Origin of the sequence: Pseudomonas sp. NFX71, assembly GCF_048079215.1 — a bacterium.
GTDB classification, from domain to species: domain Bacteria; phylum Pseudomonadota; class Gammaproteobacteria; order Pseudomonadales; family Pseudomonadaceae; genus Aquipseudomonas; species Aquipseudomonas fluorescens_B.
This window is the reverse complement of sequence record NZ_CP182230.1, coordinates 3,818,433-3,843,565: the sequence shown is the minus strand read 5'-3', so window position 1 is coordinate 3,843,565 and position 25,133 is coordinate 3,818,433. Positions and strand designations below refer to the sequence as shown.

The following is a 25,133-nucleotide window of genomic DNA, read 5'->3' as shown; positions in this document are numbered from 1 at the left end:
TTGACTCCTTAGAAGCCCATGCTCAGATGTTCAGCGATTGGGCCCAACGCCAGGGTCGGCAGAAAGGTCAGGCCGCCCACCAGCAAAATGGTCACGGTCAACAGGGTCACGAACAACGGACCGTGGGTCGGGAAGCTGTTCTGGCCAATCGGTGCGGTTTTCTTCATCGCCAGGCTGCCGGCCAAGGCCAGTACCGGGAGGATGTAACCGAAGCGACCGATCAACATGCCAAGACCGAGCATCAGGTTGTGGAACGGTGTGTTGGCGCCGAAACCGCCGAACGCCGAACCGTTGTTCGCGCCGGCCGAGGTATAGGCATAGAGCAACTGGCTGAAACCGTGGGGGCCGGGGTTGGTTACCGACGCCACCGGACCTGGCAGGCTGGCGGCAATCGCACTGAGCACCAGCACACCGACCGGCATCACCAGCAAGGTCACCACCAGCAGTTGCACTTCCTTGGCCTGCAATTTCTTGCCGAGGTATTCCGGAGTACGGCCGATCATCAGGCCGGCGAGGAACACTGCGATCAACACGTTGAGCAACATGCCGTAGAGCCCGGCGCCGACGCCGCCGAAGATCACTTCGCCGACCATCATGTTGACCATCGCGACCATGCCGCTCAGCGGATTAAGGCTGTCGTGCATACCGTTGACCGAACCGTTGGACGCGGCGGTGGTGGTCACCGACCACAGCACCGTGGCGGTAGTGCCGAAGCGTGCTTCCTTGCCTTCCAGCGGCGCGGTCTGTTCGACGGCGACGTTGTTCAGGGAAGGGTTCGGCTGGTATTCAGCCCACAGCGAGGTGGCGCCGCCGATCAGGAACAGCGCCAGCATGCAGGCGATGATCGCCCGACTCTGACGCAGGTCCTTCACGTAATGGCCGAAGGTGAACACCAGGGCGACGGGGATCAGGATGATCGAGGACACTTCGAACAGGTTGCTCCACGCCGTCGGGTTCTCGAACGGGTGCGCCGAGTTGACGCCGAAGAAGCCACCGCCGTTGGTCCCCAGCTGCTTGATCGCAATCTGGCTGGCGGCCGGGCCGAGCGGAATCACCTGATCGACGCCTTGCATCGTCACTGCGTTCACGTACTGCGCGAAGGTTTGCGGCACACCCTGCCAGACCAGATACAGCGCCAGCAGCAGGCACAGCGGCAGCAGGCCGTAGAGGGTGGCGCGGGTCATGTCGACCCAGAAGTTGCCGAGGGTCTTGGTCGATTTGCGACCAATACCGCGGCACAGCGCAACCAGCACAGCGAGCCCGGTGGCGGCGCTGACGAAGTTCTGCACGGTAAGGCCGGCCATCTGACTCAGGTAGCTCAGCGAGGCTTCGCCGCTGTAGGCCTGCCAGTTGGTGTTGGTCATGAAACTGACGGCGGTGTTGAACGCCAGCGTCCACTCCTGACCCGGCAGGTTTTGCGGGTTGAGCGGCAAGTGGTCCTGGAACAACAGAATCGCGAACAACAGCAAGAAGCCCGCAAGGTTGAAGGCGAGCAAGGCCAGGGTGTATTTCTGCCAGCTCTGTTCGGCCTGCGGATCAACGCCGGCCACCCGATAACAGCCCCGCTCCACCGGTCCCAGGATCGGTGTCAGCCAGGTGCGCTGCCCCTCCATGACCTTGTAGTAGAACCGCCCGAGAAACGGTGCCGGAATCAGCACCACGGCGAAGAAGGCCAGGATCAGCCAATAGTCATAACTGTGCATAGCCGCTCCTAGTTCCGGTCCGCGCGCAACAGCGCAACCAACAGATAAATGAACAGCCCCACTGCCAACAGCAGTGACACCCCGTCCAGAACGCTCATGGAAGTTCTCCGTGTTACGGCGTATTGCCGCGTGTGGAGTCATTGTCGGAACGAAGGCTGTAAAGGAGCGAGATCGAGGGTGTTGGCTGTGCATAAAGAAAGCGTAAAGAGTGGGTTTATGGCGTTGTTACAGCGGTGTTTGGGCGAGCCCCATCGCTAGCAGGCTAGCTGTGTAAACCCACCACGTTGTTCACGGATGCTATTCGGCTAATTGGTGGCAAATAACTCAGGCTGGCATGCGGGCGATGCCAGTTGTACTCGTGCAACCACGACGTCAGGTAGGTCGCACGTTGGTCTGAGCTTTCGTAACTTCTGGCGTAGGCCCATTCGCGCAGAGCGGTTTGGATAAATCGCTCTGCCTTGCCATTCGTTCGTGGTGTGTAAGGTTTGGTATAGATGTGTTTAAGCCCCAGCCGTCGACATAGACGCTTGAAACGTCCGGACTTGTAGCAAGGGCCGTTATCGGTCATTACCCGCTCGAAGCAAACGCCAAGGCTTGCGTAGTAGCGCAGGGCCCGGATCAGCGCGAGGCAGGCGCTACGCCCACTTTGGTCTGCGTACAAACCGCTGTGTGCCACTCGACTGTTATCGTCGATGGCAACATGGGCGTATTCCCAACCGACATGGTAAGAGCGGCCTTTTAGGCGGTCTCGTGTCACTCGATGACCTGGTTTGTTAAAACGCCCCAGCTTCTTGATGTCCAGGTGAAGCAGACCTCCGGGCTGAGAATATTCGTAGCGAATCACTGGCGGTGGCGGCTCCAGGTATGCCAAACGGTTGAGGCCGTTACGGCTCAATAACCTGCCCACAGTGCTGTGTCCCACCTTCAAGTCCTGGCTGATTTGGCGATAGGTTTTTCGCTGGCGACGTAGCTCAAGCACTTGTTCCTGGCGCATCTCAGGAAGCGCATGCGGACAGAACTTGGGCCGGGACGAACGATCCTGCAGTCCTTCCTCGCCTTCAGCTCGATAGCGATTAAGCCACTTGTAGGCAGTGCGAACACTGACTCCTTGAGACTGAGCTACCTCAACAGGTCTCAGGCCTTCCTTAAGGATTCGTTGAACAAGAAGGGCTCGACCGGAAACGGTTAATCGGGCATTTTTATGAGCGTTCACTCGGGGCCTCCGGGTGCTTGGTTTGGTTCGCACCTCCAATTTCCCGGAAAAGCCCCGAGTGAACAACCTACAGAGAGATCACAGCTAGCTCCCACAGGGGTTTGATGTTGTTTGGGCCACCGCAGTCCAATGTGGCAGCGAGCCTGCTCGCGATGACGGCAGAACTGGCAACCCTGCCCTCAACTGGCGCACAAAGATGCGTGCATCCATGAGCAAACATCCCCGATACGACACCTTTTTACGCTTTACGACTGCCATCACAACACTGGCACGCCCACTGCACACGCCCTCCCCGAGCTTTCCAAACCGTTCAGGGAGCAAACGATGAACACACAACTCAAACCCACGCTGGGCACGCTGCACCTGTGGGGCATTGCGGTCGGACTGGTGATTTCCGGTGAGTATTTCGGCTGGAGTTACGGCTGGGGCGTGGCCGGGACACTGGGATTTCTGGTGACCTCCTTCATGGTCGCCACCATGTACACCTGCTTCATCTTCAGCTTCACCGAGCTGACCACCGCGATTCCTCATGCAGGCGGTCCCTTTGCCTACAGCCGCCGCGCCTTTGGCGAGAAAGGCGGATTGATCGCCGGGCTGGCGACGCTGATCGAATTCGTCTTCGCCCCACCGGCCATTGCCCTGGCGATCGGCGCGTATCTGAACGTGCAATTCCCGGCACTTGATCCGAAGCACGCGGCAGTCGGCGCGTACATTGTTTTCATGGGCCTGAACATCCTCGGCGTGAAACTGGCAGCGACGTTCGAGCTGGTGGTCTGCGTCCTGGCAGTCGCCGAGTTGCTGGTGTTCATGGGCGTGGTGGCGCCGGCGTTCAGTTTCAGCAACTTTGCGCTGAATGGCTGGGCCGGTTCCGATGTGTTCGGCGCACCGGCGATTGCCGGGATGTTTGCGGCGATCCCGTTCGCGATCTGGTTCTTCCTCGCCATCGAAGGCGCCGCCATGGCCGCCGAAGAAGCCAAGGACCCGAAACGCACGATTCCGAAGGCGTACATCAGCGGCATTCTGACCCTGGTGCTATTGGCCATGGGCGTGATGTTCTTTGCCGGCGGCGTCGGCGACTGGCGCACCCTGTCCAACATCAACGACCCGCTGCCACAAGCGATGAAAACCGTGGTCGGCGAAAGCTCCGGCTGGTTACACATGCTGGTGTGGATCGGCCTGTTCGGTCTGGTCGCGAGTTTCCACGGGATCATCCTCGGCTACTCGCGGCAGTTCTTCGCCCTCGCCCGCGCCGGTTATCTGCCGGCGTCGCTGGCCAAACTCTCGCGCTTCCAGACGCCACACCGGGCCATCATCGCCGGCGGTGTCATCGGCATCGCCGCGATCTACAGCGACGGCTTGATCAACCTGGGCGGCATGACGCTGACGGCGGCGATGATCACCATGGCGGTGTTCGGCGCGATCGTGATGTACATCATGAGCATGCTCAGCCTGTTCAAACTGCGTAAAACCGAACCGAACCTGGAGCGCACATTCCGCGCGCCGTGCTACCCGTTGGTGCCGTTCATTGCGTTGGTGCTGGCGGTGGTGTGCCTGGTGGCGATGGCCTGGTTCAACACCCTGATCGGGGCGATCTTCCTCGGCTTCATGGCGGCGGGTTTCGTGTACTTCATGCTGACGGCACAGCTGCGGGCGGATGCGCCGGCGGATGCGATGTTGACCGGGCTCTGAATCGCAGCAGGTGTTGCGGGCAGATCAGGCATAGAATGGAACCACTGCGAAATTGAATCGCTCAAAGTGGTATGCACGACCGGTTGGCAAAACCCGCCAATCGGCCTGCCCTCAAGGAGAGCCCTATGCCCTGGTATGCCTGGTTGATTCTGGTCGTTGCAATCGGCTCGATTGTGGGTGGTTTGATGATGCTGCGCGACACCGCCAACAAAGTCGAACTCACCGACGAGCAACGCAAGCGAGTCGCTGAACGTAATGCGCAAGCGGACGCCAAGGATGCGCAGGACCGCTGACATATAACTGTGGCGAGGGAGCTTGCTCCCGTTGGGTCGCGTAGCGGCCCTCGATGTCCCTCGCACTTTTTTTTGCGCCCGCTGCGCGGTCGAGCGGGAGCAAGCTCCCTCGCCACAACAGCGCTGTTACTTTTCCCAATCGGCCTTGGCGATGTGCAAGCCATGCAGCCCTTTGTAGGCCGCCCGCTCCGGTTGGCTCCAGCCTTCCAGCAACGAATTCTCTAACTTGTAGATCTCTACTCCAAGCGGGCGACACACGCTGAGCGGGTCCTGCGCATCCGGCCCCCACATCGCCAGCGACAGATCGCCGCCCGGACAGGTCGACAGCGCACACAGCAGATCGATCTCGGCAAAAAACTCCAGGTAATCGCCCTTCTGCGCCGGACAGGCTTTCATGAAATACATGTCGTCGTGGTTGAGGCCCGTGCACTGGAAAATGTTCAACACGTCATGCACGTCGAATTCGGTCAGGCCATGGGGCAACACCGCGCGGGTCAGGTTCGAGTGGCAGTGGTGATGGAAGTCTTCGCCGGTGAGCATTTTGTTCACGTAGGGATCGCAGCGAGTGCCGAGCAAGTCGTGCAGGCGACCACCATGTTCGTCGATGCCGTAACCGGCCAGGCTGTCATCGGTGATGGTCACCAGCGGCCGTAAAAAAGGCAGGTTCGACCAGAGCCGGTCATGGGTGCTGACGTGCGCGCCCTGCAACTGGCGGGTTCGCGCCGCCCACAAGCGTTCACGCGGATCATTGGCATTCCAGACGTTGAAATCACCTACTTGCGGACCGACCGGCGTCGTCACGCGAAACACGTGCCCGGCCGGGACGTTCCAGGCGCGACCGGTGCGGATCGGCACTTCAAACTGCTCGATCAGCGTGCGCCCCTCCTTCGAATCCCGGATCTTCTCGTATAAGGCTTTGTCCACCTGCAACGCCGAGCCTTTGCTCACTTGATAAGCCGCCGGATAGTCTTTGTACATGGCACGAATCCTCGATCAGTGATGGGAGTTTGGAGCAAGCATTTGCAACAGGAGCTGTTCGGAGTCGTCGAGATAGAGGCTCATGGCATCTCCGGCAGCGCGCTTGTCGCCTTCGGCGAGCAGCTCATGGATCTGCCGGTCGCGCGCCAGCCAGGGCGCCTGGAACCTCGATTCATCGGGCGCGGTGCAAAACACCAGGCGCAGTTGCGCGACGACATTGGTGAAGAATTCATCGAACAACGGACTGCGCAGCAATCCGACGATATGTTGATGAAACGCCAGGCTGTGGGTGCCGACGGCGCGCCAGTCCTCGCGTTCACGGGCCAGTTCGGTGGCTTCCAGCGCCTCCAGCATCCGGTCGGACTGATAATCGCGCAGCGGCTGACTCGCGCTGATGGCTTGCAATTCGAGGGTGCGCCGCACGTTGAACAGGTCCCGCACATCCGCAGCCCCCAGCTTGCGCACCATCACGCCTTTGTTGCGCACATAACGGGTCAGACCTTCCTGTCCCAAACGATGCAAGGCTTCGCGAATGGTGTTGCGGGAAGCGTTGTAGGCCGAGACCAGGTCGTTTTCCACCAGCGCCATGCCAGGCAGCAAACGTCCGCCAATGATGTCGGCGCGCAATTCCAACGTGATGTGATCGGCCAGGGACAGTCCGCTGTTCATGCTCATCGCCTCTTGATTGTTCAACAATCGTCAGCGAATGAGTAATCACTATTCGTGCCAGATTATTCAATGCGCTGTGACAGAGTTGGACGCATCTGCATGCTTTTTAGAAGTAGAAGTACAGTCACCATCCCATTTTCATTGGTTAAGATGGCGCATTGTTGCGGAGATTCAAGATGCGTTACTCGCAGGACCATAAAGCCCAGACCCATCAACGCATCATCAAGGAAGCCTCAGCGCGGTTTCGCCGCGACGGTATTGGCGCTACCGGCCTTCAACCTCTGATGAAAGCGCTGGGCCTGACTCACGGTGGCTTCTACTCGCATTTCAAATCCAAGGATGAACTGGTAGAAAAAGCCCTGCAGGCGGCTGGCGAGCAATGTGACGTCACCTGCGCCCAGCTGTTCGCCCAGGAGCATCCGCTGGAGGCGTTCATCGACACCTATCTGTCCGAATGGCACCAGACTTCACCCGATGAAGGGTGTCCGCTGCCAACGATGTCATCGGAACTCGGTTTGCGTGGACAGCCAAGCCCGACCTCGGACGTGGTGCTCAATGCGAGGCTCGAACAAATACAGGGGACGCTTGAAGGCGAGGACGCCGCCGACCAGAGCATCTTTATCATGTCCGCGCTGGTCGGGGCGTTGCTACTGTCACGCAGTGTCGAGAGCCCCGAACTGGCTCAGCGGATTCTCGACATCACACGCACATTTCTCAAACAACCCCGGGATTAACCCTGCCAGCGTTTGAACAATACGCTGGCATTGACCCCGCCAAAGCCGAAACCGTTGGACAGCGCATATTCGATCGCCATCGGCCGCGCCTTGCCGTGGACGATATCCACACCTTGCGCAGCCGGGTCCGGGTTATCGAAATTGAGCGTGGCCGGCGCGATCTGGTCCCGGATCGCCAACAGCGTGAAGATCGCCTCGATCCCGCCCGCCGCGCCGAGCAAATGGCCGGTGGCCGACTTGGTCGACGTGACCGCTATCTTGTTGTCTGACCCGAACAACGACTTGATCGCCGCCAGTTCCCCCAAATCCCCTACCGGTGTCGAGGTGGCGTGAGCGTTGAGATGCTGTACCTGGTCCGCAGAAATACCCGCCTGAGCCAACGCCAACGACATCGCCCGCCGCGCACCACTGCCATCTTCGGGGCCCGCAGTCAGGTGATAGGCATCGGCACTGGTGCCGTAACCGACCAGTTCCGCCAGCGGTTGCGCGCCACGAGCCAGAGCATGTTCCAGGGATTCGATCACCAGAAGACCTGCGCCCTCACCCATGACGAAGCCATCTCGATCACGGTCGAACGGGCGCGAAGCACGTTCCGGGGTGTCGTTGAAACCGCTGGACAAGGCCCGGGCAGCGGCGAACCCGGCGAGGCTGACCCGATCGATTGCCGCTTCCGCGCCGCCACACACCGCAATATCCGCTTCGCCACAACGAATCAGCCGCGCCGCATCACCAATCGCCTGAACCCCGGCCGCACACGCCGTTACCGGAGCACCCAGCGGACCTTTGAAACCATGCTGGATCGACACATGGCCCGCGGCCAGGTTGACCAGGAAAGAAGGAATGGTGAATGGCGACAAACGCCGCGGGCCACGGCTGTCCGTGGTGCGCACCGCATCGGCAATTGCACCGAAACCGCCGACGCCCGAACCGATGATGGTAGCCGTGCGCTCCTGAGCATCGGCGGTTTGCGCCTGCCAACCGGCTTGCTCGATCGCCTGACGCGCCGCTTCCATGGCGAACAATATGAACCGGTCCATCTTCTTCTGTTCTTTGGGTGGGGTGGCCCGGTCCGGGTCAAAACCGGCCTCGGCATCATCGGCCAGCGTCGGCACTGCACCGCCGACCTTGGCCGGCAGATCGGCCACGACGTCGTCCGGTAAATTGCGCAAACCGGAACGTCCGGACAACAGGCGTGCCCACACCGCTTCGACACCACTACCCAGCGGCGACACCAGCCCCATGCCCGTTACAACCACTCGACGATCACTCATACCGCAATATCCTCATGCCAATGCTGGCGCTTTATTTGTAACGCGCAGCGGCTTTGCTTTTGGAAAGGTTTGGCGCCATCACGTGTCGCGCCGCAACAAAGGCGTGCCACTCGCTGGCATCCGGCAACGACGGAATGGTGATCAACTCGCCCTGGTCCAGACCCGCTAGAGCCGCGTCGACCATATCCCCTGCGTCCATGACCATGTCATCCGGAATCTGGCTCGCGTCGATACCGGAGCGCTCCCAGATTTCGGTGCGCGTCACGCCAGGCAATACGGCCTGCACCTTGACCCCCGTGCCATCCAGCTCGGCGTTCAACGACTGCGTCAGACTTAACACATAAGCCTTGCTGGCGCTGTAAGTGGCGTTGAAACGCTCGGGGAATAACGCCACCACTGACGCAATGTTGATGATTGTGCCCCGGCCCGCCTTGGCGAAACTGGCGGCAGCCGCTGAGGCCAGACGCGTGACCGTCGTAACGTTCAGTTGAATCAGGCGCTCCAGCTGATCCAGATCGGAGTTGGCCAGCAAGCCATCCGCCGCGACACCGGCATTGTTCAGCAACAGGCTGATACTCGAATCGCTGCGAAGGCGCTGCTCGAGCTTGAGCACATCATCCTTTTGCGTCAGGTCCGCCTTGAGCACCTCGACCTGAACACCATGCTCGGCGCGTAGTTTGCTCGCCGCCGCCTCCAGCCGCTCCTGATCACGAGCGACCAATAACAAATCAAAACCACGCGCCGCCAACCGCTCAGCGTAGATGGCACCGATACCGGAGGAAGCACCGGTGACTAGGGCTGTGCCTTGGGTCTGGGGAGAATTCATGACAGTGCTCCTGGAAATATGTAGAGGAAGACAAGTGCCTGCGCTTCAGAACGCCTCACGTATTCATTATAGACATAATTTAAATACAATATGATAGTCGTAATTTTTCCTCCGCCGACGGGAGGCAATCCATCTCCACAGACCCCGAAAAGCAAAAAGGCCGGTCAATGACCGGCCCCTGGCGCTGAATTTACAAGCTTAGTTCACCTCGAGCTTTTCGCGGTTTTTATCGAGGATGGCTTTGCCAATGCCCTTCACTTCGAGCAGTTCGTCCACTGAGGAAAATGGCCCATTACTTTCCCGATACGCAACAATCGCCTTGGCTTTCGCTTCCCCTACACCCGTCAGCTCGCGCTGCAGTGTTGAGGCATCGGCCTGGTTCAAATCCACCTTGTCAGACTGAACCTGAGGGGAAATCTCCATGACCAGAGGTGCGTTTTCAGTCCCGGATTTGACCGTCGGCGCAGCAATAGCTGTAAAGGAGGTGCTGGTGAGCAGGGCAAAAACCAGAGAGTAGAAGTAGCCAGTACGCATAAATGAAGCTCCATGACATCGATTGAGAAAGCAGCTTTTCCGAAGCTGCTTTTCAAATTTAGGCGATGGATGGAGTCTGTCAAAAATGTGTTGGTTACAGAATATGAAACAGTCGAGGGTGTCAGGGGGGGGAAGAATGATCTACGACAGCTTTGCCGAGAAAGTTGGCAAAGGCACCCGACGGACCAGTTATACTTGCTCCCATACCTCGCGGGTACTTCAGCACAGAACCGCTCTCTTGGGTAAAAAGACAATTTACCAGCGTCTGTGCGGGTCGTTCCAAGTCGATATCACACATATTCATAAACTTTCAGGCAGCCTCCCATTGAGCGTGAATGAAGCATTGGGAAACACTGCGATGCACTTTCGGGAACATCAATAACAATGATTTACTTGTGGCTGGCAACGGCTCTTGCTCTTCTTTCTCTCGCGTTAACTGCAGCCCTGCGACGATATGCGCTGTCTCGAAGCATCATCGATATCCCTAATGCCCGTAGCTCTCATACCATTCCAACGCCGCGTGGTGGCGGTGTTGCTATCGTAGTGACGTTCCTGCTTTCACTACCGGTTTTTGGGGTATTGGAACTGGTCCCTTGGCAGCAGTCGATCGCAATAGGCGGAAGTGGAGCGATCGTGGCTGTTATCGGTTTTATGGACGATCATGGTCATATTGCGGCCCGGTGGCGACTGCTCGGGCATTTTGCAGCAGGCATTTGGGCGCTTGCCTGGCTGGGTGGACTTCCTCCGATAGTGTTTTTCGGTATCACGCTGAACCTGCACTGGATCGGTCATTGTCTCGCGGTGGTTTATCTGGTCTGGTTGCTTAATCTTTACAATTTCATGGATGGAATTGATGGCATCGCAAGCATTGAAGCATTGTCCGCTTGTCTCAGCGCATGTTTGCTCTATGGGTTAAGTGGCGCCTCGAGCCTTATCTGGGGACCATTGACGATGGCCGTGGCCGTGCTCGGCTTCCTGTACTGGAATTTCCCGCCAGCGCGAATATTCATGGGGGACGCAGGGAGTGGATTCCTGGGCATTTCCTTGGGAGTTTTGTCTTTGCTGGCTGCTTGGGTTTCTTCGGATTTATTCTGGGCCTGGCTGATTCTGTTAGGCGTATTCATCGTCGACGCAACCTTCACATTGATACGTCGGTTGCTTCGCGGCGATAAGGTCTATGAGGCTCATCGCAGCCATGCCTATCAATTCGCGTCACGCCAATATGGCAAGCATTTACCAGTAACGCTCGCCGTCGGCGCCATCAATTTGTTTTGGTTATTGCCAATTGCTTACTGTGTAACTCAATTGGGACTAGATGGTACCTGGGGAGTGATTATCGCTTATGCCCCACTGATTATTCTCGCCTCGAAATATCATGCAGGCCAACTCGAGGCTTGATTGCCTTAGGGTATTTTTGGGAGGAACCGACAGCGAACGAGCAGAACAGTAATAGGCTAATGGCGGTTTCAGGCGGGGCCTTTGCATAGAGTGCTCCGCTTCTCAGTCAACTCAATCCTTTAAGCCGTCTCTTCGCTTGCCTCGGCGCCTGACTCCCTTACCTATAACCAGACTCATTACCGGACCGGCGCCCCAACCGAACAACAATGCCAGGACGATATAAGCTGCTAAAGGAAGTTGCGGAGTGGACCATCCGAAAAAGGTTAACGCTGCAGGCTGATTGTTTTCCAGGATGAATACGATCACCAGCGCAACTAGCAACATTATCAACGTCAGTGCGATTACTCGGTTTGCTCTAGTCATCTACACCTCTTGCCGATCATCAGAGATCATTCTCTTCTTCCTCATTCACCCGATCCCGCAACTCTTTCCCCGGCTTGAAATGAGGAACGAATTTACCGTCAAGACTGACGGACTGACCGGTTTTCGGATTACGCCCTACTCGCGGCGCCCGATAATGCAAGGAGAAGCTACCAAATCCACGAATCTCAATTCTATCTCCAGTGGCCAGGCATTGGGACATTTGTTCAAGCATAGTCTTGATAGCCAGCTCCACATCCTTTGATGAGAGCAGCCCTTGATGGGTGACAATTCGTTCGATCAACTCCGACTTCGTCATATTTTTCCCTTCTTTTTCAAGCAGCTAGGAAAAGCGCTTCAAAGGTTTTAGCATGCCCGGAAGAATTTGAACAGCCCGAGATCTTACATATCTTCAGCGGTATTCAGCGCGAACATTGATCATGCCCCCGGCCCCGCTCATCGGCAGATAACCAGCATGGTGCGTGTCAGGTAACCCGCGGGATTGAAGCCGAAAGGATACTCATCTTCCTCTTTGGCATCATCGGATCGCGTGACCACCTTGTAACCGGCTCCCTTGCACTCCTTGGCAGCGCGCTTGTGACACTTTTCCCACCCTGACCCCAATCCTGAACAATCGACCTCAATACCGCTGACACCGCGCACCGCATGGGTCCTGGCATTAGTGGTACAACCCGCCAATGTCATTAATGCTATTGCGACAATGAACTTGTTCATTCTTTTCCTTATGCCGGGCGCCCTGCCCGACTGCCGTTCGCTTTTTGCTAAAGACTAGCTGCAAATAAGCGATTGATCCGATTAAAGAAAGAGACAGCTTCGCGGGACTGTTGGTTTCATGGGCGAACACTCTGTACCGGACGATCCCTGGCTGCATCAAATCGCAGGCACAAAAAAGGGCGACCGAAGTCGCCCTTTTTCTATGGTCTGACAGAACTTAGTTCTGTTTTTCCATTTGTGCACGCAACAGGTCGCCCAGAGTGGTAGGACCAGCAGCGATGCTATCCGAAGGCTTGTCTTTCAAGCTTTGGATGGCTTCTTTCTCTTCAGCATCGTCTTTCGACTTGATGGAGAGCTGGATTACACGGCTCTTGCGGTCAACGCTGATGATCTTGGCTTCTACTTCCTGGCCTTCTTTCAGAACGTTGCGCGCGTCTTCAACGCGGTCACGGCTGATTTCGGAGGCTTTCAGAGTCGCTTCGATATCGTCGGCCAGAGTGATGATGGCGCCTTTAGCGTCAACTTCTTTCACGATGCCTTTAACGATTGCGCCTTTGTCGTTCTCTTGAACGTACTCGGAGAACGGATCGCTTTCCAGTTGCTTGATACCCAGGGAGATGCGCTCGCGCTCTGGGTCAACCGACAGGATAACGGTGTCCAGCTCGTCGCCCTTCTTGAAGCGGCGAACGGCTTCTTCGCCCACTTCGTTCCAGGAGATGTCGGACAGGTGAACCAGACCGTCGATGCCGCCGTCCAGACCAATGAAGATACCGAAATCGGTGATCGACTTGATGGTGCCGGAGATTTTATCGCCCTTGTTGAACTGGCCAGAGAAATCTTCCCATGGGTTGGATTTGCACTGTTTGATGCCGAGGGAGATACGACGACGCTCTTCGTCGATGTCCAGAACCATAACTTCCACTTCGTCGCCGACTTGTACGACTTTCGAAGGGTGGATGTTCTTGTTGGTCCAGTCCATTTCGGAAACGTGTACCAGACCTTCAACGCCTTCTTCCAGCTCAGCGAAGCAGCCGTAGTCGGTCAGGTTGGTTACACGAGCGGTGACGCGAGTGCTTTCTGGGTAACGGGCTTTGATAGCAACCCATGGATCTTCGCCCAGCTGCTTCAGGCCCAGGGAAACACGATTGCGTTCGCGATCGTACTTCAGAACCTTGACATCGATCTCGTCGCCAACGTTGACGATTTCGGAAGGATGCTTGATACGCTTCCAAGCCATGTCGGTAATGTGCAGCAGGCCATCGACGCCACCCAGATCGACGAATGCGCCGTAATCGGTGAGGTTCTTGACGATACCTTTGACTTGTTGGCCTTCCTGCAAGGATTCCAGCAGAGCTTCGCGCTCGGCGGAGTTCTCGGCTTCCAGGACGCTACGACGGGAAACGACAACGTTGTTGCGCTTCTGGTCCAGCTTGATGACCTTGAATTCCAGCTCTTTGCCTTCCAGGTGCGTGGTGTCGCGCACAGGACGGACGTCAACCAGAGAACCTGGCAGGAACGCACGGATGCCGTTAACGTCGACAGTGAAGCCGCCTTTAACCTTACCGTTGATAACGCCCTTGACCACTTCTTCGGCTGCGAAGGCTGCTTCCAGAACAATCCAGCATTCAGCGCGCTTGGCTTTTTCACGGGACAGCTTGGTTTCGCCAAAGCCGTCTTCAACCGAGTCCAGAGCAACGTGAACTTCGTCACCGACGTTGATGTTCAGTTCGCCAGCGTCGTTGTAGAACTGCTCAAGCGGGATGAGTGCTTCAGACTTCAGGCCAGCGTGAACGGTTACCCAGCGAGCTTGGTAATCGATATCAACGATAACACCGGTGATGATGGAGCCTGCCTGAAGGTTCAGGGTTTTTAGGCTTTCTTCAAAGAGTTCCGCAAAGCTTTCGCTCATTTTAATTCCTGTTGATGAGGGCGAAGAATACGCCCATCTCCACATCCCAGACGATGTGGGTTAGTTTCATTTAAAAGAAGCACCGCAGGACTATGACTGGTCCCCTGCGAAGCTTCTTGGTCACCCGGCGATATCGCGAATGGCGATCTCACTCATGATGCGTTCCAGCACCTGATCGATGGATAATTCCGTGGAATCCAGCTGTATGGCGTCAGCCGCCGGCTTGAGCGGGGCTACCGCTCGCTGGGTGTCACGCTCATCGCGTGCACGTATCTCATCTAGCAGACTCGACAGACTAACACCATCGACTTTGCCCTTCAACTGCAAGTATCGACGGCGCGCACGTTCCTCGGCACTGGCAGTGAGGAATATCTTCAGCGGCGCATCGGGGAAAACCACGGTGCCCATGTCGCGACCATCAGCCACCAGGCCCGGTGCTTCCTGGAAAGCGCGCTGGCGCTGCAGCAGCGCCTCGCGCACAGCCGGCAACGCCGCGACCTGGGAAGCGCCGGAACCAATACTTTCGGTGCGGATGACGTCGCTGACTTCATCCCCCTCAAGAATGATGCGCTGCAACTGACCGTCGGTCGCCGCGATGAACTGCACATCCAGATGAGCGGCCAGTTTTTTCAGCAGCTCTTCGTTGGTAAGGTCGACGCCATGGTTATGCGCGGCAAACGCCAGCAAACGATAAAGCGCACCGGAATCCAGCAGATTCCAGCCCAGACGCTTGGCCAGGATCCCGGCTACAGTGCCCTTGCCGGAGCCGCTTGGCCCATCAATGGTGATGACCGGTGCAATGATTTTCACGACTGAGCCTCTTGTGCAACACGGATACCGACCTGTGCGCACAGCGCCAGGAAGTTCGGGAACGAGGTCGCGACGTTGGCGCAATCATGGATGCGGATCGGCGCAGTGGCGCGCAGGGAAGCAACGCTAAAGGCCATGGCAATCCGGTGATCGCCGTGACCGTGAACTTCACCGCCGCCGATCTGGCCGCCGTCAATGATGATGCCGTCCGGAGTCGGTTCGCATTTGACGCCCAGCGCCAGCAAGCCATCAGCCATGACCTGGATCCGGTCCGACTCTTTGACTCGCAGCTCTTCCGCACCGCGCAGGATGGTGCGCCCTTCGGCACATGCCGCCGCCACGAACAGCACCGGGAACTCGTCGATGGCCAATGGCACCAGCGCTTCGGGAATCTCGATACCTTTGAGTTTAGCCGCACGCACGCGCAGGTCCGCTACCGGCTCGCCGCCGACTTCACGCTGGTTTTCCAGGGTGATGTCAGCGCCCATCAGGCGCAGGATGTCGATCACGCCGGTACGGGTCGGGTTGATGCCGACGTGCTCGAGCACCAGCTCCGAGCCTTCAGCGATCGAAGCGGCCACCAGGAAGAACGCGGACGACGAAATATCGCCCGGCACTTCAATGTGGGTGGCGGTCAGCTTGTGGCCGGACTCGACCGACGCGGTCGCACCGTTGACGGTGACCGGATAGCCGAAGCCGCGCAGCATGCGCTCGGTGTGGTCGCGGGTTGGCGCAGGCTCGGTGACGGTGGTCTTGCCTTCGGCGTACAGCCCCGCCAGCAGCAGGCAGGATTTAACCTGGGCGCTGGCCATCGGCATGGTGTAGGTCAGGCCTTTGAGCTTGTTGCCACCACGAATGATCATCGGCGGACGACCTTCTGCAGCGGTCTCGATCACGGCGCCCATTTCACGCAGCGGGTTGGCCACGCGATTCATCGGACGCTTGGACAGCGAGGCATCACCCGTCAAGGTGCTGTCGAAGTTCTGTGCAGCCAACAGGCCGGACAGCAGGCGCATCGAGGTGCCGGAGTTGCCCAGATAGATCGGGCCCGGCGCAGGCTTCAGGCCATGCAGGCCGACGCCGTGGATGGTCACGCGCCCGTGGTGCGGACCTTCGATCACGACACCCATGTCGCGGAAGGCCTGCAAGGTCGCCAGGGCGTCTTCGCCCTCGAGGAAGCCTTCGACTTCGGTGACGCCTTCGGCGAGGGAGCCGAGCATGATCGAACGGTGGGAAATCGATTTATCGCCCGGTACACGAATCCGCCCAGTCAGGCGGCCACCAGGTTGTGCCAGGAAAATCAGGTCGTTGGAGTTCATAGCGTCCACATAAGCCCGGCGGGCCAGGATTTTACTGAAATGTTCGCGGGCAACCCGGGCGCGAGTGAATACGCCCAACAATTGGTGCCCATCCCCTGCATCGACCGCGTCGCGCAAGGCGTCGAGGTCACTGCGAAATGTATCGAGTGTGCGCAGGACAGCTTCGCGGTTGGCGAGGAAGATGTCGTGCCACATGACCGGGTCGCTTCCTGCGATTCTTGTGAAATCGCGGAAACCGCCGGCAGCGTACCGGAAGATCTCAAGGTTTTCATTGCGCTTGGCCAGCGAATCGACCAAACCGAACGCCAGCAAGTGCGGCAAGTGACTGGTCGCCGCCAGCACTTCATCGTGGCGCTCGACCTGCATGTGCTCGACATCGGCGCCCAGTTCGCGCCACAAACGGTCAACCACTGCCAGTGCCGCCGGATCGGTTTGATCCAGCGGTGTCAGAATCACTTTATGGCGACGGAACAGCTCGGCATTGGAGGCTTCCACCCCGCTCTGCTCGGAACCGGCAATCGGATGGCCCGGCACGAAACGCGCCGGCATGCCGCCAAACGCTTCGGTCGCGGCGCGCACGACATTGCCTTTGGCGCTGCCGACGTCGGTCAGAATCGCTTGCCCCAGGTCCATGCTGGCCAGGCGGCCGAGCATCTTCTCCATGGCAAGGATCGGTACGGCCAGCTGAATCACATCTGCGCCCTGACAAGCGACCGCCAGGTCTTCTTCGCAGCGATCGACCACGCCCAATTCAACCGCAAGCTTGCGCGACTGCGGATCGAGATCGACACCGACGACTTCGCGGCACAGGCCGCTTTCACGCAAACCCTTGGCGAACGAACCGCCAATCAGCCCCAGACCGACCACCACCAGGCGACCGATCATAGGTTCAGCAGATTGCAGAGCAGTGACATCAACCACGAGCCAGGACCTTGGTCAGCGCCTCAAGGAAGCGGCTGTTTTCCGCCGGCAGGCCGATGGTGATGCGCAAGTGGTTCGGCATGCCGTAGTTGGCCACCGGACGCACGATCACGCCTTCGCGCAACAACCCCTGGAAAACCGGGGCCGCCACACGACCCAGGTCGACACAGATGAAATTGCCCTTGGATGGAATCCAGCTCAGCCCCAGCTCACGGAAACCCGCTTCAAGCTGCTGCATGCCGGTTTCGTTCAGGCGACGGCTTTCTGCCAGGTAGTCGGTATCTTGCAGTGCAGCGCAAGCAGCGGCCAGGGCCAGGCTGTTGACGTTGAACGGCTGGCGCACACGGTTCAGCACATCGGCAACCACCGCGGTGGACAAGCCATAACCGACCCGCAGCGCCGCCAGGCCGTAAGCCTTGGAGAAGGTGCGCGAGACCAACAGATTCGGGTAGGCCGCCAGGTAGTCGAGACCATCCGGCAAGTCGCTGCCTTCGGCGTATTCGATGTAGGCCTCGTCCAGCACCACCAGCACGTGTTCCGGTACGTCCTGCAGGAACTCGTCCAGCGCTTCGGCGCCAAACCAGGTCCCGGTCGGGTTGTTCGGGTTAGCGATGAAGACCACGCGGGTATCGGCATCGATTGCAGCCAGCATGGCCGACAGATCATGACCCCAGTCTTTGGCCGGAATCACTTTGGCCGTAGCACCGACAGCTTGCGTGACGATCGGATAGACCGCAAACGCGTGCTCGCTGAATACCGCGTTCAGGCCCGGTGCCAGATAAGCACGAGCGACCAGTTCCAGGATGTCGTTGGAGCCATTGCCCAGCGTCACCTGATTCAGCTCGACGCGGCATTGGTCGGCCAGCAGGGTCTTGAGCGCAAAACCGTTGCCGTCCGGGTAACGAGTCAGTTCGGCCAGCTCTTCACGAATCGCCGCCAGCGCCTTCGGACTGGCACCCAACGGGTTTTCGTTGCTCGCCAGTTTGACGATGCTGGCCGGATCGATATTCAGCTCGCGCGCCAGTTCATCCACAGGTTTGCCCGGAACGTAAGGCGAAAGTTGTTGCACGCCTGGCTGTGCCAGAGCGAGGAAGTTGCCACTCATTTGCTACCCCTTAGAGAACGGCTTTCGGGTAGGAACCCAACACTTTAAGTGCCACTGCTTCCTGACTGATTTTTTCCAGCACACCTTTCACCAGCGGATCGCGATGGTGGCCGACGAAGTCGATAAAGAACACGTAGGTCCATTTACCGCTGCGCGAAGGACGTGTCTCGATTCGCGTCAGGTCGATGCCATTGTCGTGGAACGGCACCAGCAACTCGTGAAGCGCGCCTGGCTTGTTGCTCATGGAGACGATGATCGAGGTCTTGTCGTCGCCCGTCGGCGGCACTTCCTGGCTGCCGATCATCAGGAATCGCGTGGAGTTGTCCGGGCGATCCTCGATTTTCTCGGCCAGACGGGTCAGCCCGTACAGGCCTGCGGCCATGTCGCCGGCAATGGCCGCCGAGTTCCACTCACCCTTGACCCGCTTCGCGGCTTCGGCGTTGCTCGACACCGCCACGCGCTCGACATTCGGATAGTGTGCGTCCAGCCACTTGCGGCACTGGGCCAGCGACTGGGCATGGGAATAGATACGGCTGATGCTGTCGGTCTTGGTGTTTTCACCGACCAGCAAGTGGTGGTGAATCCGCAACTCGACTTCACCACAGATGACCATGTCGTGTTCGAGGAAGCTGTCGAGGGTGTGGTTGACCGCGCCCTCGGTGGAGTTTTCCACCGGGACCACGCCAAAGTTCACCGCACCGGCCGCCACTTCGCGGAACACTTCGTCGATCGCCGCCATGGGCTTGCTGATCACCGCGTGACCGAAGTGTTTCAGGGCCGCGGCCTGGGTGAAGGTGCCCTCAGGGCCGAGGTAAGCCACTTTCAGCGGCTGTTCGAGGGCCAGGCACGAGGACATGATTTCGCGGAACAACCGCGCCATCTCTTCATTGCCCAGCGGTCCCTGATTACGCTCCATCACGCGCTTGAGCACCTGAGCTTCGCGCTCAGGACGATAGAACACCGGCACTTCGCCTTCGGCCAGCGAGGCCATCTTTACTCGCGCAACTTCCTGGGCGCAGCGTGCGCGCTCACTGATCAGCTCCAGGACTTTTTCGTCCAGGGCATCAATGCGCAGGCGCAGTGCCTTGAGTTCTTGCTCAGACATTAGCCATGTTCCTTCTCGAACTCTGCCATGTACGAAACCAGTGCGTTGACCGCAACGATGTCGACGGCGTTATAGATGGAGGCGCGCATGCCGCCCACAGAACGGTGCCCCTTGAGGTTCAACAGCCCACGCTCGTCGGCACCGGCCAGGAATGGCTTGTCGAGACGATCGTCAGCCAGACGGAACGGCACGTTCATCCACGAGCGGTCAGACTTGTTGATCGGGTTGCTGTAGAGGCCGCTGGCATCGATGAAGTCGTACAGCGTGCGCTGTTTCACTTCGTTGAGCTTGCCGATGGCTTCGACACCACCCTGCTCTTTCAGCCACTCAAACACCAGGCCGGACAAGTACCAGGCCAGGGTTGGCGGGGTGTTGTACATCGAGCCGTTATCGGCCGCGACCTTGTAGTTGAGCATGGTCGGGCACAGGGAACGGGCATGACCCAGCAGGTCTTCACGAACGATGTTGACGACGATGCCGCTCGGGCCGATGTTTTTCTGGGCGCCGGCGTAGATCATGCCGAAGCGCGAAACATCGATCGGACGCGAGAGGATGTCCGAGGACATGTCGGCGACCAGCGGAACGTCACCGGTTTCCGGGACCCAGTTGAATTCCAGGCCGCCAATGGTTTCGTTCGGTGCGTAGTGAACGTAGGCCGCGTCTTTCGACAGCTTCCATTCGTTCTGACCAGGGATAGCGAAATAGTCGTAAGGCTTGGCGGTGGCGGCGACGTTGACGTGACCGTAGCGCGAAGCTTCTTCGATGGCTTTCTGCGACCAGATACCGGTATCGATATAGTCGGCGGTGCGACCTTCCGGCAACAGGTTCAGAGGAATCTGAGCGAATTGCTGGCTGGCACCACCTTGCAGGAACAGCACTTTATAGTTCGAGGGGATATTCAGCAGATCCCGCAGATCCTGCTCGGCCTTGGTCGCAATGGACACGAACTCATCACTGCGATGGCTCATTTCCATGACCGAGAGGCCCTTGCCGTGCCAATCAAGGAGTTCACCCTGGGCGCGCTGCAGGACAGCTTCGGGAAGTGCCGCAGGACCGGCACAGAAGTTATAGGCTCTCTTGCTCACATCCAATCTCGCTCTGATTTGGTGGTAGTCACGCAATAAATCTGTAGGAGCTGTCGAGCAGAGCGAGGCTGCGATCTTTTAGAGCCAAGTGAAAGCAAGAGCCAGATCAAGAGATCGCAGCCTCGCTTCGCTCGACAGCTCCTACATTAAAATCAATTCCACAGTTCCTGGAGGACAAACAACAAGGGGGCGAATTTTCATCCGCCCCCTGTTTGTCCGCTTACTCTTGCGGTTCTTCGTCGGCAGCGGCGTCGAGTTGCTGGTCTTCGGCAGCGTCGTCGATCACGACTTCACCGTCGAACACTGCACCTTCTTCGCCCTCTTCGCCTTCCAGCTCTTCACCTTCGACTTCCGACGGCTCCTGAACCCGTTCCAGCCCTACCAGCGTTTCATCGCTGGCCAGCTTGATCAGGGTCACGCCCTGGGTGTTACGACCCAGGCTGGAGACTTCGTCGACACGGGTGCGAACCAACGTACCCTGGTCGGAAATCAGCATGATCTCCTCGCCGTCGAGCACCTGAACCGCGCCGACCAGACGGCCGTTACGGTCGTTGCTGACCATGGCGATAACGCCCTGACCGCCACGCTTGTACTCAGGGAACTCGGTGATCGCCGTACGCTTGCCGAAACCACGGGCCGAGGCGGTAAGGATCTGGCTGCCCTCTTCCGGAATCAGCATGGAAATCAGCTTCTGGCCTTCCGGCAGACGCATGCCGCGGACACCGCGAGCGGTACGGCCCATGGCGCGGACGTCGGTTTCCTTGAAGCGAGTGACCTTGCCACCGTCGGAGAACAACATGACTTCACGATCGCCATCGGTAATGGCGGCAGAGATCAGTACGTCACCTTCATCCAGTTCCAGCGCGATCAGACCGACGCTGCGTTGACGGCTGAAGGATTCCAGCGGGGTCTTCTTCACGGTGCCTTTGGCGGTGGCCATGAAGATGAAGTGACCTTCGGTGTATTCCTCGACCGGCAGCATGGTGGTGATGTATTCATCACTGTCCAGCGGCAGCAGGTTGACCAGCGGACGACCACGGGCTGCGCGGGACGCTTCCGGGATTTCGTAGGTTTTCAGCCAGTACACCTTGCCTTTGCTGGAGAACAGCAACAGCGTGGTGTGGCTGTTGGCGACCAGCAGGTGAGCGATGTAGTCCTCATCCTTGACGCCGGTAGCCGATTTGCCTTTACCGCCACGACGCTGGGCCTGGTACGCAGCCAATGGCTGGGTCTTGGCGTAGCCACCATGGGAAATGGTCACGACGCGCTCTTCTTCCGGGATCATGTCACCCAGGGTCAGGTCGAGACGGGCATCGAGAATTTCGGTGCGTCGCACGTCGCCGTATTCGGCACGGATCACTTCCAGCTCTTCGCGGATCACTTCCATCAGGCGCGTGGCGCTGTTGAGGATGCGGATCAGCTCGCCGATCTGGTTGAGGATCTCTTGATACTCGGCCAGCAGTTTTTCGTGTTCCAGACCGGTCAGGCGGTGCAGTCGCAGTTCCAGAATGGCTTGCGCCTGTTCCGGCGACAGGAAGTACTTGCCTTCGCGCAGACCGTATTGCGGATCGAGGTTTTCCGGACGGCACGAATCGGCACCGGCACGCTCGACCATCGCGACCACGGCGGAGGATTCCCAAGGCGTGCTGATCAGCGCTTCCTTGGCTTCCGACGGGGTTGGCGAGGCCTTGATCAGGGCAATGACCGGGTCGATGTTCGACAGGGCAACCGCTTGACCTTCCAGAATGTGACCACGTTCGCGGGCTTTACGCAGCTCGAACACGGTACGACGGGTAACGACTTCGCGACGGTGGCGAACGAAGGCTTCCAGCAGGTCCTTGAGGTTCAGGATCCGCGGACGGCCGTCGATCAGCGCAACGATGTTGATACCGAACACCGCTTGCAGCTGGGTCTGGGCGTAGAGGTTGTTGAGGATCACCTCAGGCACTTCGCCACGACGCAGCTCGATCACGACGCGCATACCGTCCTTGTCGGACTCGTCGCGCAATTCGGTGATGCCTTCCAGCTTCTTCTCTTTTACCAGCTCGGCGATCTTCTCGATCAGACGGGCCTTGTTCAGCTGGTAAGGGAGTTCGGTGATGACGATCTGCTGACGACCGCCGACCTTGTCGATGTCTTCGATGATCGAGCGGGCGCGCATGTAAATGCGACCGCGACCGGTGCGGTAGGCTTCGATGATGCCGGCGCGACCGTTGATGATCGCGGCAGTCGGGAAGTCCGGGCCGGGGATGTATTGCATCAACTCATCGATGGTCAACTCGGGGTTGTCGATGAGGGCCAGGCAACCGTCGATGACTTCACCGAGGTTGTGCGGCGGAATGTTGGTCGCCATGCCCACGGCGATACCGCTGGAGCCGTTGACCAGCAGGTTGGGAATACGGGTCGGCATGACCGCCGGGATCATTTCGGTGCCGTCGTAGTTCGGCACCCAGTCCACGGTTTCTTTATGCAGGTCGGCCAGCAGTTCGTGCGCCAGCTTGGTCATGCGCACTTCGGTGTATCGCATGGCCGCGGCGTTGTCGCCGTCCACCGAACCGAAGTTGCCCTGGCCGTCTACCAGCAGGTAGCGCAGCGAGAATGGCTGCGCCATCCGAACGATGGTGTCGTAAACCGCGGTATCACCGTGAGGGTGATACTTACCGATCACGTCACCGACAACACGGGCAGATTTCTTGTACGGCTTGTTGAAGTCGTTGCCCAGCTCGCTCATCGCGAACAGCACACGCCGGTGCACGGGCTTCAAGCCATCGCGCGCATCCGGCAGTGCCCGCCCGACAATTACGCTCATCGCGTAGTCGAGGTAGGACTGCTTCAGCTCGTCTTCGATATTGACCGGGAGGATTTCTTTGGCCAGTTCGCCCATGAGAAGCCTGATTCCTTTTTCTGGTGAAACTTCGTCACATCCATATGGGACGAACGAAGCTCGCCGATGCAGGCTGATTGCCAGTGCACCGACTTACGACAAATCAACGAGTTATGCCATGGATCTGCGCAGTAAAGGCAGCCACATCGGGCTACCTTGGAAACCGCCGGATGTTATCACAAGAGCCGCCACGCACCTATCCCCCAGATGCGCATGGAGTGTAGTTAGTTGACTGGTGGCAGGCTTAACGGCGACGAGAGAGGCTCAGAGCCACTCCGAATGCAGAATTCGCGACCGAATTACGGATGTTTATTGGCATTGGGTGCCTCATCGCCAGCAGGCTGGCTCCCACAGGATCGGTGTCGATCACAAAACCTGTGGGAGCCAGCCTGCTGGCGATGGCCACTCACAAGACGCTGAACGCCCTCAATGCAGTCGCTTGCGGCACATCAACTGCGCCATCTTCGCAGTATCCGGACGCTCGACGATGCCTTTCTCGGTGACGATCGCGTCGATCAAATCCGCCGGGGTCACGTCGAACACCGGGTTGAACGCATCGACATCCGCCCCGACTCGCTTGCCGCCCACTTCCAGCAACTCGCGGCCGTCACGCTCTTCAATCGGAATGTCGTCGCCACTGGCCAGGTTCATGTCGATGGTCGAACTCGGCGCCACCACCATGAAGCGCACGCCGTGGTGCATGGCGTTCACCGCCAGTTGATAAGTACCGATCTTGTTGGCCACGTCGCCATTGGCGGTGATCCGGTCGGCGCCGACGATGACCCAGGTAATGCCTTTGGTCTTCATGATATGGGCAGCGGCAGAGTCGGCATTCAAGGTCACGGGAATGCCTTCGTTGGCCAACTCCCACGCCGTCAGACGCGAACCCTGTAGCCACGGACGGGTTTCGTCGGCGTAGACGCGCTCGACCATGCCCTCGATGAACGCCCCGCGAATCACCCCCAGCGCGGTGCCGAAGCCGCCGGTGGCCAACGCGCCGGTGTTGCAGTGGGTCAGGATCGCCTGCGCGTTGCCCTGATGCTTGCGGATCAGGTCCACACCCAGTTGCGCCATGGTCAGGTTGGCTTCGCGATCACTTTCGTGAATGGCAATGGCCTCCGCTTCCAGCGCCGCCAGTGGGTCTGCATCTTCCTTGAGACGATCCAGGCGGTCACGCATGCGACTCAAGGCCCAGAACAGATTCACCGCCGTTGGCCGGGAATCGGCCAGCAACGCGTAATCCTCTTCCCACGCAGCCTGCCAGTCACCGCCTTCTGCAATTCGGGCACGGGCTGCCAGCACCATGGCATACGCAGCACTGATGCCAATCGCCGGAGCACCACGCACCACCATCGAACGAATGGCTTCGGCCACGCCAGCAGCGCTGGTGTAGGCAATCCAGGTTTCCTCGAATGGCAAAATACGCTGATCCAGCAGGTACAGGGCGCCATCACGCCAATCGATGGCCTTCACCTTCTCCGCAGCCAACAGTCGATCGCGCATCCCACACCCCGTACTCAGTAACAAAGCCGCCGATTATAGCGATCCCCCCGCGAAGACGCTCGGGTATACTTCGCCATCCTTTACAAAAG

22 protein-coding genes are annotated in these 25,133 nt (G+C 58.6%); 4 read left to right on the top strand and 18 right to left on the bottom strand.

The genetic code is table 11. The features are described from left to right. Positions 1-8: 8 nt before the first annotated feature. The 3 genes from kdpA to ACM1ZW_RS17785 form a co-directional block, all read right to left on the bottom strand. Positions 9-1,703, bottom strand: coding sequence for a potassium-transporting ATPase subunit KdpA (gene kdpA / locus ACM1ZW_RS17795; RefSeq protein WP_416738973.1), 1,695 nt, complete (start codon positions 1,701-1,703; stop codon positions 9-11). Between the two features lie 8 nt (positions 1,704-1,711). Then, positions 1,712-1,801 (bottom strand): K(+)-transporting ATPase subunit F, encoded by a 90-nt coding sequence (kdpF, locus tag ACM1ZW_RS17790; RefSeq protein ID WP_007899818.1) that lies wholly within the window; start codon positions 1,799-1,801, stop codon positions 1,712-1,714. A 164-nt stretch (positions 1,802-1,965) separates the two neighbouring features. After that, entirely contained in the window at positions 1,966-2,916 is a 951-nt protein-coding gene (locus tag ACM1ZW_RS17785) for an IS481 family transposase (RefSeq protein WP_080995117.1), read from the bottom strand. Between the two features lie 324 nt (positions 2,917-3,240). Here ACM1ZW_RS17785 and eat point away from each other — a divergent pair, with 324 nt between their 5' ends. Then, positions 3,241-4,605 (top strand): ethanolamine permease, encoded by a 1,365-nt coding sequence (gene eat / locus ACM1ZW_RS17780; RefSeq protein WP_416738972.1) that lies wholly within the window; start codon positions 3,241-3,243, stop codon positions 4,603-4,605. A 125-nt stretch (positions 4,606-4,730) separates the two neighbouring features. Next, the gene (locus ACM1ZW_RS17775) at positions 4,731-4,898 is read left to right on the top strand and encodes a DUF2897 family protein (RefSeq protein WP_017337332.1); all 168 of its coding nucleotides are present in this window, start codon (positions 4,731-4,733) and stop codon (positions 4,896-4,898) included. 126 nt (positions 4,899-5,024) lie between these two features. Here ACM1ZW_RS17775 and ACM1ZW_RS17770 read toward each other — a convergent pair whose 3' ends face one another. Both ACM1ZW_RS17770 and ACM1ZW_RS17765 read right to left on the bottom strand, forming a co-directional pair. Then, entirely contained in the window at positions 5,025-5,876 is an 852-nt protein-coding gene (locus tag ACM1ZW_RS17770) for an urea carboxylase-associated family protein (protein ID WP_416738971.1), read from the bottom strand. Positions 5,877-5,891: 15 nt separating this feature from the next. Next, positions 5,892-6,545, bottom strand: a complete 654-nt coding sequence (locus tag ACM1ZW_RS17765; protein ID WP_017337330.1) for a GntR family transcriptional regulator — start codon at positions 6,543-6,545, stop codon at positions 5,892-5,894. Between the two features lie 176 nt (positions 6,546-6,721). Between ACM1ZW_RS17765 and ACM1ZW_RS17760 the strand changes: the two genes are divergently transcribed. Further along, a complete protein-coding gene (locus ACM1ZW_RS17760; RefSeq protein WP_416738970.1) occupies positions 6,722-7,279 on the top strand; it encodes a TetR/AcrR family transcriptional regulator in 558 nt (185 codons plus the stop codon). Here the strand turns inward: ACM1ZW_RS17760 and fabF are convergent. The 3 genes from fabF to ACM1ZW_RS17745 all read right to left on the bottom strand — a co-directional run bounded on the left by fabF (position 7,276) and on the right by ACM1ZW_RS17745 (position 9,910). Next, complete coding sequence (gene fabF, locus ACM1ZW_RS17755; protein ID WP_414878580.1) at positions 7,276-8,550, bottom strand: beta-ketoacyl-ACP synthase II; 1,275 nt, start codon at positions 8,548-8,550, stop codon at positions 7,276-7,278. The two genes, ACM1ZW_RS17760 and fabF, sit on opposite strands and share 4 nt — an antisense overlap. Before the next feature lie 31 nt (positions 8,551-8,581). After that, the gene (locus ACM1ZW_RS17750) at positions 8,582-9,376 is read right to left on the bottom strand and encodes an SDR family NAD(P)-dependent oxidoreductase (RefSeq protein WP_017337327.1); all 795 of its coding nucleotides are present in this window, start codon (positions 9,374-9,376) and stop codon (positions 8,582-8,584) included. A gap of 198 nt (positions 9,377-9,574) precedes the next feature. Continuing rightward, positions 9,575-9,910, bottom strand: coding sequence for a ComEA family DNA-binding protein (locus ACM1ZW_RS17745; RefSeq protein ID WP_416738969.1), 336 nt, complete (start codon positions 9,908-9,910; stop codon positions 9,575-9,577). Positions 9,911-10,294: 384 nt separating this feature from the next. On the opposite strand from ACM1ZW_RS17745, the gene ACM1ZW_RS17740 reads away from it, so the two are divergent. After that, positions 10,295-11,308, top strand: a complete 1,014-nt coding sequence (locus tag ACM1ZW_RS17740; protein WP_416738968.1) for an MraY family glycosyltransferase — start codon at positions 10,295-10,297, stop codon at positions 11,306-11,308. Between the two features lie 382 nt (positions 11,309-11,690). On the opposite strand, the gene ihfB is transcribed toward ACM1ZW_RS17740, so the two are convergent. The 10 genes from ihfB to mtnA form a co-directional block, all read right to left on the bottom strand. Further along, positions 11,691-11,987, bottom strand: a complete 297-nt coding sequence (gene ihfB / locus ACM1ZW_RS17735; RefSeq protein WP_392886674.1) for an integration host factor subunit beta — start codon at positions 11,985-11,987, stop codon at positions 11,691-11,693. 137 nt (positions 11,988-12,124) lie between these two features. Further along, positions 12,125-12,403: a hypothetical protein gene (locus ACM1ZW_RS17730; protein WP_416738967.1), complete on the bottom strand. Its 279-nt coding sequence runs from the start codon at positions 12,401-12,403 to the stop codon at positions 12,125-12,127. Positions 12,404-12,620: 217 nt separating this feature from the next. Continuing rightward, positions 12,621-14,312: a 30S ribosomal protein S1 gene (gene rpsA, locus ACM1ZW_RS17725; RefSeq protein WP_007899744.1), complete on the bottom strand. Its 1,692-nt coding sequence runs from the start codon at positions 14,310-14,312 to the stop codon at positions 12,621-12,623. 120 nt (positions 14,313-14,432) lie between these two features. Next, complete coding sequence (cmk, locus tag ACM1ZW_RS17720) at positions 14,433-15,122, bottom strand: (d)CMP kinase (protein WP_017337300.1); 690 nt, start codon at positions 15,120-15,122, stop codon at positions 14,433-14,435. Continuing rightward, complete coding sequence (locus tag ACM1ZW_RS17715) at positions 15,119-17,326, bottom strand: bifunctional prephenate dehydrogenase/3-phosphoshikimate 1-carboxyvinyltransferase (RefSeq protein WP_414878977.1); 2,208 nt, start codon at positions 17,324-17,326, stop codon at positions 15,119-15,121. Before ACM1ZW_RS17715 ends, cmk begins: the two co-directional genes overlap by 4 nt. A gap of 28 nt (positions 17,327-17,354) precedes the next feature. Then, the gene (hisC, locus tag ACM1ZW_RS17710) at positions 17,355-18,467 is read right to left on the bottom strand and encodes a histidinol-phosphate transaminase (RefSeq protein WP_017337298.1); all 1,113 of its coding nucleotides are present in this window, start codon (positions 18,465-18,467) and stop codon (positions 17,355-17,357) included. Positions 18,468-18,477: 10 nt separating this feature from the next. Further along, positions 18,478-19,572 (bottom strand): prephenate dehydratase, encoded by a 1,095-nt coding sequence (gene pheA, locus ACM1ZW_RS17705; RefSeq protein ID WP_017337297.1) that lies wholly within the window; start codon positions 19,570-19,572, stop codon positions 18,478-18,480. Further along, positions 19,572-20,657, bottom strand: coding sequence for a 3-phosphoserine/phosphohydroxythreonine transaminase (gene serC / locus ACM1ZW_RS17700; RefSeq protein WP_017337296.1), 1,086 nt, complete (start codon positions 20,655-20,657; stop codon positions 19,572-19,574). The genes pheA and serC overlap by 1 nt, the downstream gene beginning before the upstream one ends. Before the next feature lie 220 nt (positions 20,658-20,877). Continuing rightward, positions 20,878-23,541 (bottom strand): DNA gyrase subunit A, encoded by a 2,664-nt coding sequence (gyrA, locus tag ACM1ZW_RS17695; RefSeq protein WP_017337295.1) that lies wholly within the window; start codon positions 23,539-23,541, stop codon positions 20,878-20,880. Positions 23,542-23,967: 426 nt separating this feature from the next. Further along, positions 23,968-25,044 (bottom strand): S-methyl-5-thioribose-1-phosphate isomerase, encoded by a 1,077-nt coding sequence (mtnA, locus tag ACM1ZW_RS17690; protein ID WP_017337294.1) that lies wholly within the window; start codon positions 25,042-25,044, stop codon positions 23,968-23,970. Positions 25,045-25,133: the final 89 nt, after the last annotated feature.

Excerpts from the sequence above, each read along its gene's own strand:
- kdpA (WP_416738973.1), bottom strand. The coding sequence starts at position 1,703 with ATGCACAGTTATGACTATTGGCTGATCCTGGCCTTCTTCGCCGTGGTG.
- kdpF (WP_007899818.1), bottom strand. The coding sequence starts at position 1,801 with ATGAGCGTTCTGGACGGGGTGTCACTGCTGTTGGCAGTGGGGCTGTTC.
- eat (WP_416738972.1), top strand. The coding sequence starts at position 3,241 with ATGAACACACAACTCAAACCCACGCTGGGCACGCTGCACCTGTGGGGC.
- ACM1ZW_RS17775 (WP_017337332.1), top strand. The coding sequence starts at position 4,731 with ATGCCCTGGTATGCCTGGTTGATTCTGGTCGTTGCAATCGGCTCGATT.
- ACM1ZW_RS17770 (WP_416738971.1), bottom strand. The coding sequence starts at position 5,876 with ATGTACAAAGACTATCCGGCGGCTTATCAAGTGAGCAAAGGCTCGGCG.
- ACM1ZW_RS17765 (WP_017337330.1), bottom strand. The coding sequence starts at position 6,545 with ATGAACAGCGGACTGTCCCTGGCCGATCACATCACGTTGGAATTGCGC.
- ACM1ZW_RS17760 (WP_416738970.1), top strand. The coding sequence starts at position 6,722 with ATGCGTTACTCGCAGGACCATAAAGCCCAGACCCATCAACGCATCATC.
- fabF (WP_414878580.1), bottom strand. The coding sequence starts at position 8,550 with ATGAGTGATCGTCGAGTGGTTGTAACGGGCATGGGGCTGGTGTCGCCG.
- ACM1ZW_RS17750 (WP_017337327.1), bottom strand. The coding sequence starts at position 9,376 with ATGAATTCTCCCCAGACCCAAGGCACAGCCCTAGTCACCGGTGCTTCC.
- ACM1ZW_RS17745 (WP_416738969.1), bottom strand. The coding sequence starts at position 9,910 with ATGCGTACTGGCTACTTCTACTCTCTGGTTTTTGCCCTGCTCACCAGC.
- ACM1ZW_RS17740 (WP_416738968.1), top strand. The coding sequence starts at position 10,295 with ATGATTTACTTGTGGCTGGCAACGGCTCTTGCTCTTCTTTCTCTCGCG.
- ihfB (WP_392886674.1), bottom strand. The coding sequence starts at position 11,987 with ATGACGAAGTCGGAGTTGATCGAACGAATTGTCACCCATCAAGGGCTG.
- ACM1ZW_RS17730 (WP_416738967.1), bottom strand. The coding sequence starts at position 12,403 with ATGAACAAGTTCATTGTCGCAATAGCATTAATGACATTGGCGGGTTGT.
- rpsA (WP_007899744.1), bottom strand. The coding sequence starts at position 14,312 with ATGAGCGAAAGCTTTGCGGAACTCTTTGAAGAAAGCCTAAAAACCCTG.
- ACM1ZW_RS17715 (WP_414878977.1), bottom strand. The coding sequence starts at position 17,326 with ATGATCGGTCGCCTGGTGGTGGTCGGTCTGGGGCTGATTGGCGGTTCG.
- hisC (WP_017337298.1), bottom strand. The coding sequence starts at position 18,467 with ATGAGTGGCAACTTCCTCGCTCTGGCACAGCCAGGCGTGCAACAACTT.
- pheA (WP_017337297.1), bottom strand. The coding sequence starts at position 19,572 with ATGTCTGAGCAAGAACTCAAGGCACTGCGCCTGCGCATTGATGCCCTG.
- gyrA (WP_017337295.1), bottom strand. The coding sequence starts at position 23,541 with ATGGGCGAACTGGCCAAAGAAATCCTCCCGGTCAATATCGAAGACGAG.
- mtnA (WP_017337294.1), bottom strand. The coding sequence starts at position 25,044 with ATGCGCGATCGACTGTTGGCTGCGGAGAAGGTGAAGGCCATCGATTGG.